Consider the following 18,354-nt stretch of genomic DNA (forward strand, 5'->3'; position numbering starts at 1 on the left):
ATAAATGTCGCAGGAATTAAAGACAGAATTATAATAAAATGGAAAACACATTAAACTATAAAATTGGAGGCATCGAAATCAACCGTTTAGGATACGGTGCGATGCAGCTGACAGGCAAAGACGTCTTTGGGGAAGTCGCTGATCGTGAAAACGCTAAAAAGGTATTACAATCTGCTGTTGAAGCGGGCGTAAGCTTTATTGACACAGCGGAAGCCTATGGTCCAAAATTGAATGAGACCTTAATTGCAGAAGCACTGTATCCCTACAAAGCAGGACTCCTGATCGCCACCAAAGGTGGATTTAACAGACCCGGGCCTGGACAATGGATTCCTAATGGTTCACCAGATCATATTACCCAAAACATCGAAGGAAGTTTAAAACGGTTAAAAGTGGACACGATCGACCTATGGCAATTACATCGGATTGATCCCAACGTAGATGTTGAAGAAACGCTGGCTCCTGTTGCTGATGCAGTAAAGGCAGGAAAAATACGTTATGTAGGGCTTTCAGAAGTTACCGTTGATCAGATCAAACAAGTACAACAAATATTGCCGATCGTTTCTGTGCAAAATTTGTATAATCTGGCAGACAGGCGATGGGAAAATGTCTTGGACTACACCGAGCAGCAAGGTTTAGCCTTTATTCCATGGTTTCCTCTTGCATCAGGTCCAGATAAATTGGAGGCGAAGATCAGATCTATAGCTGCGACGCATCAAGCTACAACAGCACAAATTGCTTTAGCCTGGCTTTTAAAACGTTCATCAAATATCTTGTTGATCCCCGGAACAAAATCGATCACTCACCTGCACGACAATCTTAAAGCAGCAGACATCATTTTGTCAGATGAGGAATTGGCAACTCTTTCCGCTCAATAGATCAGGTAGATCAAAACCATACTTCAATGAAAACAACATCAAATATTGAAAATCCCCGATCTGGCGATGACCGCTTCATCCCGATGACGCTCGTAGGTAAGAAGGCACTCGTGACCGGCGGCAGCCGTGGTATTGGCGCGGCGATCGCAAAGACACTTGCAGCAGAAGGCGCTGCCGTTGCGATCACGTATGAAAAGTCAAAGGACCAGGCCGACGCGGTTGTTCTAGAAATTAAGGCCCTTGGCCGCATCGCCGTAGCGATTCAGGCCGACAGCGCGGATACCGGAGCAATCCAGGCTTCGGTCGACAAAGCGGTTGCTGAACTTGGTGGCCTTGACATCCTTGTTAACAACGCCGGGATCATCCGGATGAATGATCTCGCCAATATGGCGATCGAGGATATTCAGGCTCTTCTCGATGTCAACGTGCGCGGGCCGATAGTTACGAGCAAGGCTGCGCTGCCCCATCTAAAAGAGGGCGGCAGCATCATCACAATCGGTAGCTACTTCGCAGATCGCGTGCCGTATGGTGTCTTGGGCATCTACGTGGCGACGAAGTCTGCTCTTACTGGATTTAACCAAGGACTTGCTCGCGAACTTGGGCCTAAAGGCATAACCGCGAACATTGTCCAGCCTGGCTCGATCGACACGGATATGAACCCGGCCAACGGGCCCTTTGGCGATCCAATGCGCCAGCTGACCGCTTTGGGCCGCTTTGGTTCAGGTGCCGAGATCGGGCGCGCGGTCGCATATCTGTCCAGCGACAAAGCTCGATACATTACCGGCACTACGCTGACAGTTGACGGTGGCGCTAACGCCTAAGTAGGATTAGAACGTCCGGCGGTCTTCGTCGACTACCTCGAGCGAGAGAGGGAAGGTTTGGAAGCTCGCCGAAGCGGCAGTGGTGGATTTTGGGTTGCGGGCGTTGCTTTCCATCCCTCGGCAATCGGAAGGCTTAGCTCACATTAAAATGAAATAAAAATTAATAAACAATAATTACTAACAATTAAAATAAAAGGAAAAATCATGGAAAAAGAGAAAATTATGGCTGATCAGAGCAGTTTCGCCGTAGTGAAACATTTTTACGACAGTTTCGTGCGGGGCGATATCGAGGCGGTTGTCGCAACCCTGAGTGATGACTTATATTGGCGTGAATCTGAAAACTTCTTACTTGGTGATCGCAATCCCTACTTGTCTCCAGATGCAGTCGTTGAAGGCGTTTTTGGCCGCATCGCCAAAGAGTTTCAGAATTATATAGCGGGGCCTGACGAGTTGATCGACGGCGGCGATGCTATCGTGGCCGTTGGCCGATCGAAAGGCATCATGGCTACGACTGGAAAGCCATTCGATGCGCAATACATGCATGTCGTGCGTGTTGCTAACGGCAAGATTATAAGTTTTCATCAGGTGATCGATACACTTGAAGTGTGGCGTTCACAGCAAGTCGACTAAGCGTAAATAAGAAGCGGAAACTTAGGCCTGTGATGTTCATCCTTCTCGCTGCCGCTCTTACTTTATCACATTCCTCGCACTTTTGCCGTTGTTCATTTGGGGATACGCACTAATAAGCAAACGACTTGGAGAAATGGGTATACCGACTACTTATCTGATCATTTCCGTAATCGAAAATACTTTGCAAGATTGGTCTTTTGGTTTAGTCAAGACGCATTTTCTAGCAGGTGATTTATCTTTGGGCATGAAATTAAGTTAGTTGTGCTCATCCTCTTTACTTATTCGTTTGATATTAACTTTTTAAGGCGCTAACAATATCTTAGCGCCTTTTTAAATTAATGGTTAGCTATATTACAGCCTTCGGAACCATGATCCATGCTGGTCATGCCATTCATATTCAAAGCCGACTGCTATACGGTTTTCAGTAAATGCCCAAAGTTCTTTTTTAAGCTTGTAGCCAAGTTCATTCTTCCATTTGTTCGTTAAAAATACTTTTACTTCTTCACGGCCGGAAATCAACTCCGACCGATTGCTCTATTCTGTGTTAGGGTGTCTTATACTGATACAGCTTGACAGTTTTGACTAAAAAACAGTTAAGACGAACAGTCACATACAGTCGTTACTCCAAAGCAGGGAGTACAGCGAAGAATTAAAGGAAGAGGTGACCATTCGAATTCTTTTCGGAGGAGCAGATCCGGTCAATGTCATGGAATGTCTAAATATTTCCAGCATTTATGTCTTTAATAATTTCGTGAGTATTTGTCGAAAGAAAATAGAAAACGGATTAATTACATTGTATCCAATGGATGAAAAACAAAAACATAGCCTTCATGCAATTCAACAACTAAACAAGGAATTAGAACGGGCAGTTAAGGATGCGAATCTGATGATTCTTGCATTAAACAATATGATAGACATCGCTGAAGCTGAGGGGACCGCCCCCCACGGCTGAAAATTAGTATCCGAAAAAGGCGTGGCCGCGGTGGCGAACCACCCAAACGGTGATAAGTTTACGTGAAAATCGTAATGCAGATGCAGGAGTCGAATGCCTTTGCAGACTAGCCGCCGGCGCCCCGGTTGGTTATAGCCGGCAATCATTTTATTCAAAACAACAATATCTTGCGCAGCAAAATCATGATCAACTACTGGTCCTGGACCTGGTAGCGGCAATACATCGTGATATTCCTGGACTGGGTTCACACAAATTGTACTGATTATTGGAACCGAGCCTGTGCGGCCCATTGTACGGTTGAGCGGAATTAAGCTGGGTAGAGATAAACTTCATTCCTTATTGCAAGCTTACAAATTGCTGGTACGATCAGCCAGGACAATACCTGAAACGACTAATCTTTTTTGAACTCATAAATAGCTTTCAGATTATCGGAAAACTGGCTTCCAATGGGTAGTTCTTTTTGAGCTACCCATATTTTCCTTTTTTGAAATGCCTCTATTTTTTCAATGGAAACGATGTAGGACTGGTGAACCCTGCAGAACCGGTCTGTTGGCAAAAGAGCGTATATCCCCTTAACGTTCATCCGGGTTAGCACAGGGCCCTGTCTTGAGATCGTAAATATTTTAACATAGTCTTTCAGGCCTTCGATATACAGAATATCAGAGTATAGGATTTTAACCGTCTGATACTCGGACTTTACATATAGTGCGGCCAGCTGCTGATATGCTGATTTTCGCAGCGGCATTCTCAGCTGATGAAACGATAGTGCTTTACCGGCTGCGGCAAGAAGCCTTTCAAAAGAAATTGGTTTTAACAAATAATCGATCACATTCAGCTCGAATGCGCGGATAGCATACTGTTCGAAAGCCGTCGTAAGAATGACCATAGGCGGATTCTGCATTTGTGATAACAGCTGTAAACCTGAGAGCCCTGGCATGTGTATGTCTAAGAAAATCAGGTCGAAATCCTGATATTCGAGGACTCTCCGTGCATCCAATGCACTCCGGCAAATTTTGACCATTTCAAGGGTTTCAATTTTACCGATGTCGTCTGCCAAAATTTCCAGGGCAAATGGTTCGTCATCCACTATCAGGCATTTGATCTTATCCATGCTTTAGGTTCAGTCTTAGTAGGACGGAAAACAACTTTTGGTCATTACGTATTATAAGCGTATGTGTCTGCGGGTAGTAAAGTTCAAGTCTTCTTTGCACATTCAGCAGTCCCTGACCTGTTCCTTTTATAAGTTCGTCATCTGCGAAATCAAAACACTGGTTTGTACAAGTAAATATTAGCTCACGATCTTTCACGCTTAAATTGATCGCTACCTTAGAAGGTTCCTCGGAATGGACTCCAAATTTGAATGCGTTTTCGACAAAAGGCATGAACAAAAGCGGTTCAATTTTGATGTCCTGATCAAAGTCAACGCAAATCAACTGAACTTCTGCCTTCGGGTGAAGTCTTAGCTTCTGCAAGTTTACATATCTTTTTAAATTCTTTACCTCATCCAGGAGCGCTACCTGATGATGCACCACATGGTAAAGCATATATCTTAAAATCTCGGATAGTTCCATCACTGAGGTTTCAGCCTGATCGGATTTGATTCTGGCCAGCCAACGAATATTATTAAGTGTATTAAAGAGAAAATGAGGGCTAATTTGCAGGCGCAGAACAGCTAGCTCTGCACTGGTCTTTTCATAAAGAATCTGTTGATTGAACTGCTGCTGATCAAGTCTGTCCGTTAATACAGCCCAAAGAGAACTTGATAGAAAGATTAATGCAAATAAGACCAGATTGGCCAAAAGCTGCTGCGGTGCCAGAAAATCACCTGCCAATACTTCTTGTAAAAAAGGATCGTTTCCTTCGGTTTTGGAAAGGTACATCCGCAGATCTGCCCTGACCGCCTGCAGCAATAAATAATCAAGCAGCAGTACCATCAGAAACAGTAGCGGAAGGCACAGAAAGAACCGTAATGTATTTTTTGTCGATAATAACTGCGGCGTTAAATAGTGCAGGTTAAGATAAAACACCCCAATCAGTATCAGGTTGACAAAGGTCCTGGTAATGAACAGATAATTGACATAATACTGAGGAAGCTGTTTGAAAATAGGAAGAGGCAAAATAAGAGGAGAAGCGAAAAAAGCCAGCCACCCGGTGACATGCAGCCAAAACCGGTAGTTCAACAAAAAGCGTGGAGATGTAGGTTTTGGTATGGGCGGGGTGAACATATTAGTATTTTTATTTTATTGTCGATACCCGTTGACAGTCTGTTTTGTTGCATAATGCCAATGAAACTTAGCAGCTTCCAATTTGAATTCGTCAAAAGTAAAATTTCTTTCCCAGGCCCGATACAGCAGCCACGTTGAAATATCCGACAGCGGCTGACCCATTCTTGTTTGCATTGACGATGTTTGTTGAGACGTTAGCCAGGGGAGCAGAGGTGAAAAGTTCAGAGATGCCGCCCATCCGGTCGGCCTGCGAGACAACCTCAGCAAGATAATTATAAGCCGAGAGATTGATGGAATGGATCTCGACGTAGATTGAATCACCGTTTACCAAAGGAGAAACAGGTCTGTCATCCTCGTCCAAATCGTTCGCATTAACGCCCAGTCTGATTGGGGAAATAAATGTTACCCCATCAAAACCGCTGCCAGAGGAGACCCCGGCATCATAGGCTGTTGTAATTTCGCTGGCTTTGTTGAGCAGTTTTCCGTTTTTATAACCTCGCATCCAGTAGGTATCCCCCTTACCCGCCGGATCAGTTGCCCAAAATTCCGCACTGTAAGTATCATCCATCATTCCCTGTCCTTCCCGGTAGGATAAGGTAAGACTGTCCACTGGTGGAACGCGGTGCACCTCAGATGTTGCGGTAAATGTTTCTCCCTTGTAGATTACCATTAAGGTATAACTTCTGCCGACAACGCCGAGTACTTCTCCTTTCGCAGGATACCAGCTATAAGCACCAGTCACACTGGTTCTGTCCTCGGCGAATTCATATACGCGCCCCTCGTTGTCTGTTACCGTTACCAAAGCCCCGGAAACAACCGGAGGTAGATTTTTATTGTCAAAATAGTCTTGTGAAAGCGTCAGGTAAATGTGCTGTGTTTCAGATTTATTATTGATCCAGGCATCAATATTCAGTATAGGGTCGGCTGAGGAAGTTTTTACGGTTATTTCATCATCACAAGCCCACAGAAGGAGAATACTCAGCATGCATAGTTGTCTTGCCCAGGTGCGGATGGCTGTTAATATCATACAGGTTGTTTATTAGAATTTAAAATTATAGGAGACCGATGGTACCATAGATCCAATGATCGATACCCGGTGCGCCTGTGTTTGGATGGGCTGATAGGAAGTTACACGGTCTGTAGATTGGGAGAAATAAGTGGAAAAAGCATTCTTACGGCCATATGTGTTGTAAATCGAGAAGACCCAGAAGTCATGGTTTTTTCTTGCCAGGCCCTTTTTATTAATGGTTTTGCCTTCCATTCTCAGCGACAGGTCAAGCCGGTGGTAAGGTGTTAACCGGGCATCATTGCGCGCGTTAGTCGTATTGTAGGGTATGAGGATACCCTGCGAAAGATAACGCTGATTGGGGTAAGTAGTAGGCGTACCTGTTGTAAACGCAAAATCTGCTGTCGTCGACCATTTCTGATTAATCGTGTAGGAGGCTATCACTTTTAAATTATGGGTTTGATCGAAGCGGGTTGGGTACCATTTCCCGTTGTTGATCCCATCTACTTTTAATTCCGAACGGCTCAGTGTGTAACTGACCCAGCCTGTTATGACCCCTTTTTTCTTTTGAAGGTATAGCTCCAGTCCATAGGCTCTTCCGTTGCCACTCAGCAAATCACCTTCCAGACGGTCATTATTGAGCAGTTCAGCCCCATTGATGTAATCAATCTCGTTGGTGGTAGTTCGGTAAAAGGTTTCGGCAGAAAATTCGTACTCGGCATGCTGTCCAAGATCCGTGAAATAGCCCAGTGTATACTGATTGCCCACAGCCGGCTTTATATTGTTGGTACTCGGCGTCCAGATATTTAGTGGATTAGAGGCGCTGGTATTGGAAATAAAATGCACGTACTGTGCCGTGCGGCTGAAACTTGCTTTGATCGATGCCTGGTCAGTGATCTGATATTTGGCAGACATCCTGGGCTCGGGGTTACTGTAAGATGCGATGGACTGCCCGCTTTTGTATTGGCGCTGGGCAATAGCTGTCCGCTTTCTGCCGGCAATGGTGTCGTTGTAGATATAGGCAGTTCCTGGTCCCAGATAGTTAAAATAAGAGAAGCGGATCCCATATTGGAATTCCAGTTTTGAGCCCACCTTTAAGCGGTGACTGATATAACCGGCCATTTCCAGTGCATATTTTTTGGGCTGGCTGCTATCGACAGTTTCTCCATTGGTTGTCCCCACCGTTTTGGATGGGTTGAACTGATAGTAAGAACTTTCAAGCCCGAATTTCACTTCTGAATTGCTGTTAATGAAATAGCTGAAATCGGGTTTTACCACGTAATTGCTGATCGCGGAGCTCCAGCTGTATTTGTTGTTCTCATCTTGGTTGAAACCAAGGTTATAATTGTAATTGCTGAATACCGCCGAAACGTTGGCAAACAATTTACTGCTCAGCACCGTGTTCCAACGAAGTGTTCCAGACTTGTTGCCCCAGTTGAATTTGGCATCATCGGAAAGACCAAAGTTATCACGACCGAAAAAACCCGAGAGGTACAAGCGGTTCTTTTGGTTTAATGTGTAATTGGTTTTTAGCGTGATATCATAGAAATTTAATCCAAAGTTGTTGCTGGTCAAAAGGGTGGAAAGACCATCAATGTAGGATCTTCGTACAGCGATCAGATAAGAAGATTTATCTTTGACAAGTGGCCCCTGAACGGCGAGTCTGCTGAAAATAAAACCCACGCCGCCATCGACTTCGGTCTTCTTGTTGTTACCCTCTTTCAAGCGCACATCAAGAACCGAGCTGATCCGCCCCCCATACTCAGCCGGGATGGCTCCCTTGTAGAGTTTTACATCCTTGACCGCATCTGGATTAAACACCGAAAAAAAGCCCAGCATATGAGAAGAATTATAAACCGGTGCTTCGTCAAGCAGCACGAGATTCTGGCCGACACTGCCACCTCTCACATTGAAACCTGATGAGCCTTCACCGACCTGACTAACGCCGGGTAAAAATTGCAGGCTCTTGACAATATCTACTTCACCCATCAACGCCGGAAGTTTCTGGATGGTTTTGATATCGAGCTTATTAACGCTCATTTCGAAGTTGCGTGAAGTGGAAATCCGGCTTTCATCTACAATCTTGACTTCATCCAGAACCCTTGACAGAACGGGCAGTTCAACGTTAACGGTAGCATTGCCATCTAGATCGATGTCTTTTACAATCTTCTCATAACCAATGTAGGAATATTCAATCGTATACAAACCTTGTGGCAGGGTGATGGAATAAAATCCGTAAGCATTTGTGACAGCGCCTGATGAGGGGCTTTGCTTCACATAAATGCTCGCGCCAATCAGTGTCTCTCCGTTGCTTTTATCTTTCATGGTTCCACTGATGGTAAATTTATTTTGTCCCATAGCCGTAGCCGCCGCAGCCAGTACAAGCAGAAAAATGCCGCAGTAAGCACCTGGGGAAAAGGAAATAAAATACTTGCTCATTTTTTGTTAATAAGGGGAAAAGGTAGTTTTTTAAGACTGTTAGCGTTCAGGATATAACCTAAGCCGACATTAAGATTAAATCCTCGTATTGCGTCGACTTTACCCGCACTTTCGAAATTGGCGGAATGGATGTACCGAAGGTGGGCACCAAGCGTAAATCGCTTGGCAAATCGCAGATCAATACCAGTGCCAATTGTGGTATGGAAGACCATTCTGACTTCTGAATTCAGGTTAGGCCTCGTGCCCGAACTCATCGCGCCTGGATTCATCTTACCTCCAAAGACCAGTACCTGGACTATCCCTGATCCCAGCAAAAAATAGGGGTGGACCCTGACTCTCGGAAGCGCATATTTGAAGCCGATGGTCAGCGGCATAACCATGCCTCCCCCGGTTCTCAAACTTCCACCTGTCGTCGTTTCCTGGGTTTGTGGAACCTTTATTCTTCCGATATCGATAAACCAGGCGATCGAATCGTTCATCCATTTGGTAAGGTGTATATCCAGAAAGGAGTGGGCATTATATAATTTCGCGTATGTTCCGTCTGTGACGCCCGTATGAACCGAGCCAAGCATTGCGAACCCACCGTATCTTACTTCCAATATCACACGGTTATGTAACCTGTATTCCTTTAGAGAATCGATCGGGTCCATCTTTTTTCGTACCGCAGGATTGTCCCACAAAGAGTATGTCGTATCGGCTTGGATGGTTTTTTTTAGCAGGTTTTGGACGCTGCCGAGTGCGGATAGGCTGTCATTGTTATTTGTCTGTATCCAGGTTTGGTAATCGTTTAGAAGTTTGGGATACTTTTGCCGGAACTTTTGCGCAATACATTCACTACTCTTGTCGCTGAAAATAAATACGCGGTTTCTATCATGGTGAAAATTGTTATAAGTATCGTCAAGAATGAATTTTAAAAACTCCATATCGTTATCCAGTGAAGCATCGCCATTGCAATTCCAGACATTTTTAACTGCATTAGGGAAAATAAAGATGGTTGGTTCTTTCACTGATTTCCATAGAATTTTTGCAAATGCGTCCCGGGCAGTTTCCCCATTTTTATGTAAAATGATCACAACGGGTTTATCACTGTGATAATCATTATTGCTGCTATTAGTATAATAAAGAAAACTCCTGTTTACACCTTCAATAGTATTTACAAAAACACGCTGTGCAGAGGATTTATATGAAAAAAGAATAAGTGAAAATATAAATATTCCGACTTGGTGCTTGTTTAGAAATGACGCCATAATAAAAGGGTATAGTACTGCTTGTTCGATGCAAACAGGTACTTGCTTTTAAATAGAATTTGTGAAAAGTGTAGATAATTATGGGTCTTTTGTAGATAAGAGAGACGAATGAGCAATCGCCGCCCGTGAGAGTCGGTCTGTTGTCTTCTATTGATATGGCTTGACAATTTGAGTAAAACAGTCAGCAAGTCACATTCACACTTTACTGCAAAATGCAGGATATAGTGAAGAATTAAATGGAGAAGCAGACATTCAATTTCGGCTTGTTAATCTGGTAATCAGGATCGTTTTTTGAGTACCAGGAAATAGTGATAGATCAATACATACAGTTTTAATAGCTTAGGGTAGAACTGTCCGGGCTGGGTATGGGGTTGCTGCATTAAGGTTTGGATTGATGCTCATTCAGCTGACAATTTTTGCAATTTGCTGTCAGGTAATTGGCGTTGAGGGTTCCCTCTTAGTTCGATATCCGAAATCGAATTCTTTCACGTTTTTCAAATGCGCTGATTTATGATATTTTATCCCGAACGTAAATTGCCATCGAGCTTCCTCTAACTGTTCAAGGTTTTTTCTTATTTCTGGAGTCGTTTTGATAAAAAAAAATCCTGTGTTTTCGGTGGTGTCCTCTAAAACCTTGATTTTCTTTTCTTAAATCGTTATGAAGCAAATAGGTGCCTGTATTTCACAATCCTTTAATTAACCTAACCTGCATAAATCGCCCTAAATAGCTATTATTTTTCGACAAGATCGCAGTCGGTAACCAAGCCGTCGGAGGTCAGATGGACGAGTATATAGGTATCCGGCTGATTGGACTTCAATTGGTAAGTTACGATTTCGGTTACGTCGCTTTCATGGCGTTTAATTCCACGGCCTGCGACGTTTTCTGAATGAATAAACGACAATGATTTCAAGGTTTGCGGCTCTGGCATTCCTCCTGCAAAATCGCGTCTGGCTCCCGAAGTGAGGCCTGATGCTTCTTCTAATATTTTGCCACCTTTTACCATAGCCTGCAAAGCCGCCATGATTTTGGGTGTGCGTGACGGATCAGGATCGGCATTGGTTTTATGTCGATCAGCGAGCGGCCCTATACGCGGTACAGTTCGCTCATAGTGTTGATCATTGTCTTGAAGTGTGAAGCCAGTCACATTTCCTTTGGCGTCGGGATTGAAGGTCACAGAAACATTACGATCAGTCGATGTAAACTTATTACTGCCGACAGGCACAAATTCTTCATCAATAAAACCATCTTCTATCGTAAAAAGTCGCTGATTTTCAGCATCAAAAGTGACGATTCGGTTATTAAATAATTCATATCGACCTTCGAAAGCCTGTAAGGTTTCGGAATTCACATCTACCGCCGCCGGTTTAGTCTTTACGGGAAATCCATCCCACTTGTAATATTCAGCGATAAAATCAACAATTCTACCCATCATATGCGAGTTATCATTCGTATTGATCATGATCACAATGCCTTGTCCTTTATCCACACTAGCGGTAAGTAACGCATCAAAACCTTCATCGCGCCCGTTATGACCGAAGCGGAGTGTAGTGCTGTCGCCCTGCAAAAAAACACCAAGTCCATCCATGTTTTTCTGATCTGTCAACATTTGGCGGGCCATAGATTGAGATAATACACTTCCTGCTTTTCCGGCATAAGCATTCTGAATATCAATCGCGAATCGAGCCAGGTCTGACGGCGTGGTCCACAATCCCGCTGCTGCCATCTCAGGATAAATGTGCCAGCGACCTTCCACGACACTTCGATTGTTGATGTGCCCGGTTGCCGTCAATTTTGCCAGTTCCGGAGGTAGAGGTTGTTGGTAGGTACTATTTTTCATACCAAGTGGCGAAAGCACATTATTTTTCATAAAGCCCGGAAAAGCAGTACCAGTCGCATCTTCCATCAGCTGTTGCATAACAGTATAACCGCCACCTGAATACCTCCATCGGGAGCCGGGAACAAAGTCTACGCGAACCGGTGATGTGTTGGCGGGAGCTTCCCCATCCAGAATCTGGACTGCCGAGGGAATCTTTGTGTCCACAGTGTATCCCGGAAATCCGTGCACGGTCAGCCCGGCAGTATGACTGAGTATTCCACGCAGTGTAACTTTTTTGTCATTTGTAAATTCATTATCAGGAACTTTCCAACTTTTAAGCTTGACGTTAACATTCTCATCCAGAAAAAGTTTATTATGTTCAACAAGATAAAGAGCGCCCATAGCCGCAACCGATTTACTAACCGAGCCTGCCTGAAACAATGTGTTCGTCGTGACAGGTATCTTTTTATTCTTATCAATAAATCCATATGACTGGGCCTTCAGGATTTTTCCGTCCTGAATAATAGCCAGGGACAAACCGGGAATACCCCGTTTCTGCATCTGGCTCCGGATGAAATTGTCCAGATCATCGGCCTGTACTTGTAATACAAAAAATAATATAAAGGAAAGAATTAGAAAGAGCTGTTTGTTTTTCATGGGTGGTTTGGTCGGAATGGTCATTTATCTCGAATATTGGATTAGAATTTCACAGAAATCATCGGCTGTCCGAAAGAGCCTCTTATAGCAAAACCGGAGCAGTGGCACGAACAGTTCTTTTATTTTCTTTTCTGGGATTTTGTCAAAGCTAAAAATTATCATCCTCGCGTTTGCCAGGCATTCGGTAAAAGAAGGTTAACGAAACGTAAAAGAAGGTTAACCAAACGTAAATTCTGCTTTTACGGACTACTATGGATTTCGCCACTAAGAAATTGGATATCCTTAACATAAAACATGGCATGAAGCAAGCGATGACACCTGATGGAAGTACAACGTCTGTTGGTAGGTTTATCCGTGAAATTAAGAGAACGGTGGTTAAGTAAATGATTTTTTAAAGCGGATAACAGGAACCTGATTTCAGGCTTCTACTTTTTTTAAATATTTGTAACTTTCGCCTTTCTAAATGAATATGGTCGACAAAGAAGTAACTACATTTACTCCATCGAACCGGCAGGAATGGCGGACGTGGTTAGAGCAAAACCACTCCCATAAGCAAGCTGTCTGGCTGATCTACCATAAAAAAAGCGCTCAGATACCCTCCATAACCTGGAGTGAAGCTGTCGATGAGGCACTCTGTTTTGGTTGGATAGACAGCCTGGCAAAGCCAGTTGATAGTCAGCGATATATGCAATTTTTTTCTAAAAGAAAACCCAAAAGTGGTTGGTCAAAGATAAATAAGGATAAAGTAGAAAAACTTATTGAAGACGGACTGATGGCATCCGCGGGATTCGCAGTCATTGAAACTGCAAAACAAAATGGATCCTGGCCTCTTTTAGACGAAGTAGAAAACATTGTAGTTCCTGCGGACCTTGATGAAGCACTCGCGGACAATCCGGCTGCCTATGAGTTCTTTCAAACGCTAAGCAGGTCTGATAAACGGAATTTGCTACAATGGCTGGTTTTAGCAAAAAAGATTGAAACCCGCGAAAAACGGATTAAGGAAATTATCGAATTTGCGGCTCAAAAACTGAAACCGGGTATCCTTAAATGGACAAAAAAACCTAAGCCATGACAGATTCCGAAGTTTCTAGACTTTTGTGTACGGAAGCTTGCTTACAGTGCGCCAAGTAAAACGGATAATTTCTGCAACAGAGCTGAATGGCGGCATGTTGTCACATGCGCCAGGTATTCCGGAATTTCCTGTCTGATCGTATCAGCAGCCTTGTCATAGCTGATGAGTCTTTCACGGCACGTCACAAATTCGTCGTTCTCATTCTATTTGTTTGAGAATGCCAAAACATAGCTGGCTGGCGTTTTTCCTGTAATTTGCTTGAACTGTTTGTGAAAACAGGTTGTATTTTGAAAACCACTTTCATAGCAAATTTGCTTTATGCTCCGGTTATTGTTTATAAGCATTTTACAAGCATAACCAACCCTGATTTCAGTTACAAATTGAGAGAACTGCTTGCCAGTCCGAGACTTAAAATATCGACAAAAGGAATTTGGAGAAAGTCCGGCAATAGAGGCAATAGTTTCCAACTTTATCTTTTCGGTGAAGTTGTTGAGGGTGTATTTGTAAATCGCGTTAATCCTCTCGTTTTCCTGTTCGAGACTGTCATTTCGAAAACCCAGAGAGGCGAGCCAATCATTTTCATCCGCCAGATTCGCTGCGATTAAGCATTCGATCAGCAAAAGTACGCGACGTGGTCCTTCCGCAGAATGTAGTTTTTCCATAAGAGAAATTACAGTACTGCCGGTTTCTCCTTTCAGGGATATTCCCCTTTTAGCTTTCTCAAGAACATTTTTTAAGACTGCGTTTTCCGCCAAACATAAAAATTGTTCGCCCCAAAAAGTTTCGGTGAAATGGATAACCGTAGAATAAGGTTTCTCAACACTTCCTGTCTCTGCTGAATCTTCTAAATCATAATGCCAATAATGAGGTAGATTAGCTCCTACCAAAACTACATCACCGGCGTAGAATGGACGTATGTCATCCCCGACGAACTGCGTGCCACTCCCTTTGTGGAAACAAATCAACTCAACTTCCTGATGGCAATGCCAACGGCTATTAATATTGGGAATCAGCTCCTTTCTAACGCTGAAAGATCTATTTGGGCTCGTTGCTACCTGGAGTTTATGTGGCCTCATAATGTTATTTGAGCTTAGGGAAAATAGTAAATCTATGCTGGTAGTCTATGAGAAAGGTAAAAAGTTAGTTTTTAATTGTACTAACCTGGTGACTTTCAGTGTAATGTTGAAAAAACACAAATAAAAATGAAAAATATTATTAAATGGTAAAATAACTTAATAACTGGATAATATTACAAATTTTGTTCTTGCTTTATATATTTTCTTTGTATTCTCCAATGACTGCTGATTTTGACCATTTCTAAACTTGGAGCAAGTCAAACAGTAGCCGGCAGATTTTAGTCTTATCACAAGAATTAAACTAAACAATTTCCATATGAACCAAATTTACAAACTTAACATGAGGACAGATCGAGACCGGCATAGTGCCGGGCGTCTCTTTGTCCAAGAGGGAAAGCATTTATTCAGAGCTGCATGTTTCAACCGTACTTCGTCCAAGCCGTTTTTATTGATGATAACGGTTTTAATCATGACCAGTCAGATGCTGCTGGCGCAGGGGCGCCGGATTTCAGGGACTGTATTGGACAATGGCGGTACTGCCTTGCCGGGTGCAAGTGTTCAATTGAAGGGCATCAATACAGGAACCATCACCGATGCAAGTGGAAAGTACAGTATCGAAGCATCAAGCGATGCGATTCTGGTTTTTAGCTACATCGGCTATGTTAAACAGGAAGTACTGGTTGGCTCCAAAGCAACGATAGATATCAGCTTGGTTTCTGAGGCATCCGCACTGTCTGAGGTGGTCGTTGTCGGATATGGAACCCGGACCAAAGCTAACCTGACAGGTTCCGTAACAACGGTATCTGGTAAAGAACTCACCGAGCGCCCGGTACCCAATGTGCAGAATCTTTTGCAAGGGAGGGTTTCCGGTTTGGATGTTACCCAGTCAACCGGGGAGCCTGGCCGGGATGATGCATCGTACCAGTTGAGAGGTTTTGGGTCTTTTGGTGCATCCAACGGGCCGCTGATTCTTGTGGATGGGATCATAGGTACCATTAAAAACTTATCGCCGCAGGATATTGAGAGTGTCACAGTGTTAAAGGATGCTGCTTCCGCTTCAATTTATGGCGCACGTGCGGCGAATGGCGTTATTTTGGTAACAACTAAAAAGGGAAAGGCTGGCTCATCTGAAATTGAATATAGCGGAAGCTACGGGCTTAGCCAGGCAACACGGAAACCGGAACTCATCACGAATTCGGCGCAGTATATGGAAATGTACAATTCAGCACGAGCCAGAAGTGGGCAAACCCCGCTTTACACGCAGGCGCAGATTGACTTGTACAAAAATAATCCTAACAGTTCCCAATATCCCAACTTCGACTGGTTGGACTACGTTTTGGATAAAGGGCCGATCAAAAACCACCACCTTGGGTTCAGCGGCGGCAGCGAGAAAACTTTGTACAACGTTTCATTCAATTATCTGGATCAGAACAGTATTACGAAGGGCTATATATATAAACGTTACAATGGTCTGATCGATTTATCTTCACAGGTACATAAAAGAGTACGTGTAGGGACAAATTTGAACTTGTCTTTTCAGGATGCAAAAGCCCCTTGGCTTGTCAACGATGACCTATTGCTGCTGGCTTATGCATCGGCACCTACTTTTATGCCTTTTCTGCCTGACGGAAGCGGCAGGGTTGCGAACAGGGATTTCGCAACCAATGGTTCTGGTAACCGCAGTGTGGAAGAGGTATATGCAACGGGAGGTCAGTTTACAAAAACATACAACATCAACGCCCAGGCATTTGCCGAGATCGAGATATTAAAGGGCTTGAAATGGCTGAACAAAGTTGGCGTAACGTTTTTGAGCAGCCAGCTTAAAAACAGGCAGTTTGCTTCACCCTCATACGCCTACCAGCCAGATGCAACAGGGGCATATGTACAGGTTGCTAACGGAAACCCAACCTTCTCCGGACTTCGTCAGGAGGAGGGCAGAGCGGTCACCAAAACTTTTTTCAGTACACTGAACTACACCAAACAGTTTGGGCAGGATCATAATCTGGGACTTCTGGCGGGATTTGAACAGCAAAATAATCTAACGGAAAACATGATCGGTCAGCGTTATGACTTCCCCAACAACACCCTCATGGTTTTGGATGGCAGTGGAGCGACCAATCAGGTAACCGGCGGTACAGCTTCGGAATGGGCATTAAGATCGACTTTTGGACGCGCCACCTACGACTACAAAGGCAAATATTTCGTGGAAGGTAACATTCGCCATGATGGAAGTTCGCGATTTGGTCCCGACTACCGGTATGGTACATTTGGAGGAGGCTCTGCGGGATGGAGAATGTCAGAAGAAGGGTTTATCAAAAATTCCCTGTCCTGGGTTGACAATCTCAAGCTCAGAGCGTCGTATGGTGTATTAGGTAACCAGGAACTGGGAAATACGCTTGTAAACGGGACTAGCATTAATGGAACCTACCCTTATCAGGATGTACTGAGTCTTACAGCTTACCCATATACGACACTGGCTTCGGGTGCACAACTGACCCGCTTGGTGACGAAAGATTTGAGATGGGAAAAAACTTCCATGCTGGATTTTGGTCTGGATCTGGATATCTTCAAAGGATTATTCGGTGCAACCATAGACTGGTATAAGCGTAATACCTCAGATATTCTTTCCACACGTGCTGATTTGCCGAGCAGTGTCGGATTATTGGCCCCAATTGTCAACGCGGGAGCTATGCAAAATAAGGGTCTTGAAATTGAGCTGCGGCACAGGAAGAATTTCGGTGATTTCAATTATGGTGCAAGTGTGTTGTTTCACAAGTACAATAATAAAGTTACGAAACTGCTGGCTCCTACACTTGGTACAATAGAAGTTGGTCAGCCTTATAATAACTTTTTCGTCCACGAATGGATAGGCATATTCCAAAGCCAGGCAGAGATCGATGCTTCCCCGAAACAGCCATCGTCAGGTACTTTGAAGCCCGGTGATCTTAAAATTAAGGATGTAGACGGCAATGGTACTGTCGGGCCTGAAGATAGAGTGAGGATCAGCAGGTTGCCAAATTACAACTACTCCTTCAGCTTGAATGCAGGATGGAAAGGTTTTAGTCTTACCGCGTTCTTTCAGGGCGTTCAGGGCGTAAAGGCTCAGGTTGGCGGCTGGGGTTATGAGCCATTTCAACAAAACTCGGCACCTCCGAAGAGATTCCTTGACGCATGGTCTCCAACGAATCCCAGCAACACTGTGCCTGCTACTTACGTGACAGGTTACGCCGGTGTGGCTGGCTACACTTCCACCTATTTTATTCAGGACGCCTCTTACCTGCGTTTAAAGAACCTGTACCTCTCTTATGCATTCAATCAGAAGATCCTGAGTAAAATCCGTTCGAAGGGATTAACGATCTACATCTCTGGCGACAACCTTGTTACCTGGACAAAATATGAAGGCAATGATCCCGAACGTGCCAGCGCAGGTAATCCTACGAATGGTACCTCCACAAGGTTTGCCCAATTTCCTCAATTGAAAATTTATACTGCCGGATTAAGTATCAAGTTCTAAATGTGAATCTGATTCACGCCAAT

15 protein-coding genes are annotated in these 18,354 nt (G+C 44.0%); 6 read left to right on the forward strand and 9 right to left on the reverse strand.

Annotated elements, in window-relative coordinates; translation table 11 throughout:
- Positions 1-38 precede the first annotated feature (38 nt).
- The 3 genes from BMY70_RS18885 (at position 39) to BMY70_RS18895 (ending at position 2,326) form a co-directional block, all read left to right on the forward strand.
- A complete protein-coding gene (locus tag BMY70_RS18885; RefSeq protein ID WP_090337870.1) occupies positions 39-875 on the forward strand; it encodes an aldo/keto reductase in 837 nt (278 codons plus the stop codon).
- A 26-nt stretch (positions 876-901) separates the two neighbouring features.
- Positions 902-1,696: a 3-oxoacyl-ACP reductase family protein gene (locus BMY70_RS18890; RefSeq protein WP_229209682.1), complete on the forward strand. Its 795-nt coding sequence runs from the start codon at positions 902-904 to the stop codon at positions 1,694-1,696.
- Positions 1,697-1,900: 204 nt separating this feature from the next.
- Positions 1,901-2,326, forward strand: a complete 426-nt coding sequence (locus BMY70_RS18895) for a nuclear transport factor 2 family protein (RefSeq protein ID WP_090337871.1) — start codon at positions 1,901-1,903, stop codon at positions 2,324-2,326.
- Between the two features lie 351 nt (positions 2,327-2,677).
- On the opposite strand, the gene BMY70_RS18900 is transcribed toward BMY70_RS18895, so the two are convergent.
- Entirely contained in the window at positions 2,678-2,845 is a 168-nt protein-coding gene (locus BMY70_RS18900; RefSeq protein ID WP_177197071.1) for a DUF1348 family protein, read from the reverse strand.
- A gap of 283 nt (positions 2,846-3,128) precedes the next feature.
- Between BMY70_RS18900 and BMY70_RS31105 the strand changes: the two genes are divergently transcribed.
- Positions 3,129-3,278 (forward strand): hypothetical protein, encoded by a 150-nt coding sequence (locus tag BMY70_RS31105; RefSeq protein ID WP_218148650.1) that lies wholly within the window; start codon positions 3,129-3,131, stop codon positions 3,276-3,278.
- Between the two features lie 391 nt (positions 3,279-3,669).
- Here the strand turns inward: BMY70_RS31105 and BMY70_RS18910 are convergent, their stop codons facing one another.
- From BMY70_RS18910 to BMY70_RS18935, 6 genes are all read right to left on the reverse strand, one after another.
- Positions 3,670-4,389, reverse strand: coding sequence for a LytR/AlgR family response regulator transcription factor (locus BMY70_RS18910; protein WP_090337873.1), 720 nt, complete (start codon positions 4,387-4,389; stop codon positions 3,670-3,672).
- Positions 4,382-5,503: a sensor histidine kinase gene (locus BMY70_RS18915; RefSeq protein ID WP_090337874.1), complete on the reverse strand. Its 1,122-nt coding sequence runs from the start codon at positions 5,501-5,503 to the stop codon at positions 4,382-4,384. Before BMY70_RS18915 ends, BMY70_RS18910 begins: the two co-directional genes overlap by 8 nt.
- A gap of 91 nt (positions 5,504-5,594) precedes the next feature.
- Positions 5,595-6,530: a DUF4249 domain-containing protein gene (locus BMY70_RS18920; protein ID WP_090337875.1), complete on the reverse strand. Its 936-nt coding sequence runs from the start codon at positions 6,528-6,530 to the stop codon at positions 5,595-5,597.
- 12 nt (positions 6,531-6,542) lie between these two features.
- Positions 6,543-8,948: a TonB-dependent receptor gene (locus BMY70_RS18925; RefSeq protein WP_229209683.1), complete on the reverse strand. Its 2,406-nt coding sequence runs from the start codon at positions 8,946-8,948 to the stop codon at positions 6,543-6,545.
- Complete coding sequence (locus BMY70_RS18930) at positions 8,945-10,195, reverse strand: hypothetical protein (protein WP_090337876.1); 1,251 nt, start codon at positions 10,193-10,195, stop codon at positions 8,945-8,947. Before BMY70_RS18930 ends, BMY70_RS18925 begins: the two co-directional genes overlap by 4 nt.
- 731 nt (positions 10,196-10,926) lie before the next feature.
- Entirely contained in the window at positions 10,927-12,669 is a 1,743-nt protein-coding gene (locus tag BMY70_RS18935) for a serine hydrolase domain-containing protein (RefSeq protein WP_177197072.1), read from the reverse strand.
- A gap of 469 nt (positions 12,670-13,138) precedes the next feature.
- Between BMY70_RS18935 and BMY70_RS18940 the strand changes: the two genes are divergently transcribed.
- A complete protein-coding gene (locus tag BMY70_RS18940) occupies positions 13,139-13,741 on the forward strand; it encodes a YdeI/OmpD-associated family protein (protein ID WP_090338305.1) in 603 nt (200 codons plus the stop codon).
- 41 nt (positions 13,742-13,782) lie between these two features.
- Here BMY70_RS18940 and BMY70_RS30955 read toward each other — a convergent pair whose 3' ends face one another.
- On the reverse strand, positions 13,783-13,926 hold the full coding sequence (locus BMY70_RS30955) for a hypothetical protein (RefSeq protein WP_177197073.1): 144 nt from the start codon (positions 13,924-13,926) through the stop codon (positions 13,783-13,785).
- Between the two features lie 18 nt (positions 13,927-13,944).
- On the reverse strand, positions 13,945-14,817 hold the full coding sequence (locus BMY70_RS18945; RefSeq protein WP_090337878.1) for an AraC family transcriptional regulator: 873 nt from the start codon (positions 14,815-14,817) through the stop codon (positions 13,945-13,947).
- Positions 14,818-15,133: 316 nt separating this feature from the next.
- Between BMY70_RS18945 and BMY70_RS18950 the strand changes: the two genes are divergently transcribed.
- Positions 15,134-18,331, forward strand: coding sequence for a SusC/RagA family TonB-linked outer membrane protein (locus tag BMY70_RS18950; protein WP_229209684.1), 3,198 nt, complete (start codon positions 15,134-15,136; stop codon positions 18,329-18,331).
- The last annotated feature ends 23 nt before the right edge of the window (positions 18,332-18,354 follow it).

The sequence above is a fragment of the Dyadobacter koreensis genome (genome assembly GCF_900108855.1).
Taxonomy (GTDB): Bacteria; Bacteroidota; Bacteroidia; order Cytophagales; family Spirosomataceae; genus Dyadobacter; species Dyadobacter koreensis.

Excerpts from the sequence above, each read along its gene's own strand:
- BMY70_RS18915 (WP_090337874.1), bottom strand. The coding sequence starts at position 5,503 with ATGTTCACCCCGCCCATACCAAAACCTACATCTCCACGCTTTTTGTTG.
- BMY70_RS18910 (WP_090337873.1), bottom strand. The coding sequence starts at position 4,389 with ATGGATAAGATCAAATGCCTGATAGTGGATGACGAACCATTTGCCCTG.
- BMY70_RS18940 (WP_090338305.1), top strand. The coding sequence starts at position 13,139 with ATGGTCGACAAAGAAGTAACTACATTTACTCCATCGAACCGGCAGGAA.
- BMY70_RS31105 (WP_218148650.1), top strand. The coding sequence starts at position 3,129 with ATGGATGAAAAACAAAAACATAGCCTTCATGCAATTCAACAACTAAAC.
- BMY70_RS18950 (WP_229209684.1), top strand. The coding sequence starts at position 15,134 with ATGAACCAAATTTACAAACTTAACATGAGGACAGATCGAGACCGGCAT.
- BMY70_RS18885 (WP_090337870.1), top strand. The coding sequence starts at position 39 with ATGGAAAACACATTAAACTATAAAATTGGAGGCATCGAAATCAACCGT.
- BMY70_RS18920 (WP_090337875.1), bottom strand. The coding sequence starts at position 6,530 with ATGATATTAACAGCCATCCGCACCTGGGCAAGACAACTATGCATGCTG.
- BMY70_RS18945 (WP_090337878.1), bottom strand. The coding sequence starts at position 14,817 with ATGAGGCCACATAAACTCCAGGTAGCAACGAGCCCAAATAGATCTTTC.
- BMY70_RS18890 (WP_229209682.1), top strand. The coding sequence starts at position 902 with ATGAAAACAACATCAAATATTGAAAATCCCCGATCTGGCGATGACCGC.
- BMY70_RS18935 (WP_177197072.1), bottom strand. The coding sequence starts at position 12,669 with ATGAAAAACAAACAGCTCTTTCTAATTCTTTCCTTTATATTATTTTTT.
- BMY70_RS18925 (WP_229209683.1), bottom strand. The coding sequence starts at position 8,948 with ATGAGCAAGTATTTTATTTCCTTTTCCCCAGGTGCTTACTGCGGCATT.
- BMY70_RS18930 (WP_090337876.1), bottom strand. The coding sequence starts at position 10,195 with ATGGCGTCATTTCTAAACAAGCACCAAGTCGGAATATTTATATTTTCA.
- BMY70_RS18895 (WP_090337871.1), top strand. The coding sequence starts at position 1,901 with ATGGAAAAAGAGAAAATTATGGCTGATCAGAGCAGTTTCGCCGTAGTG.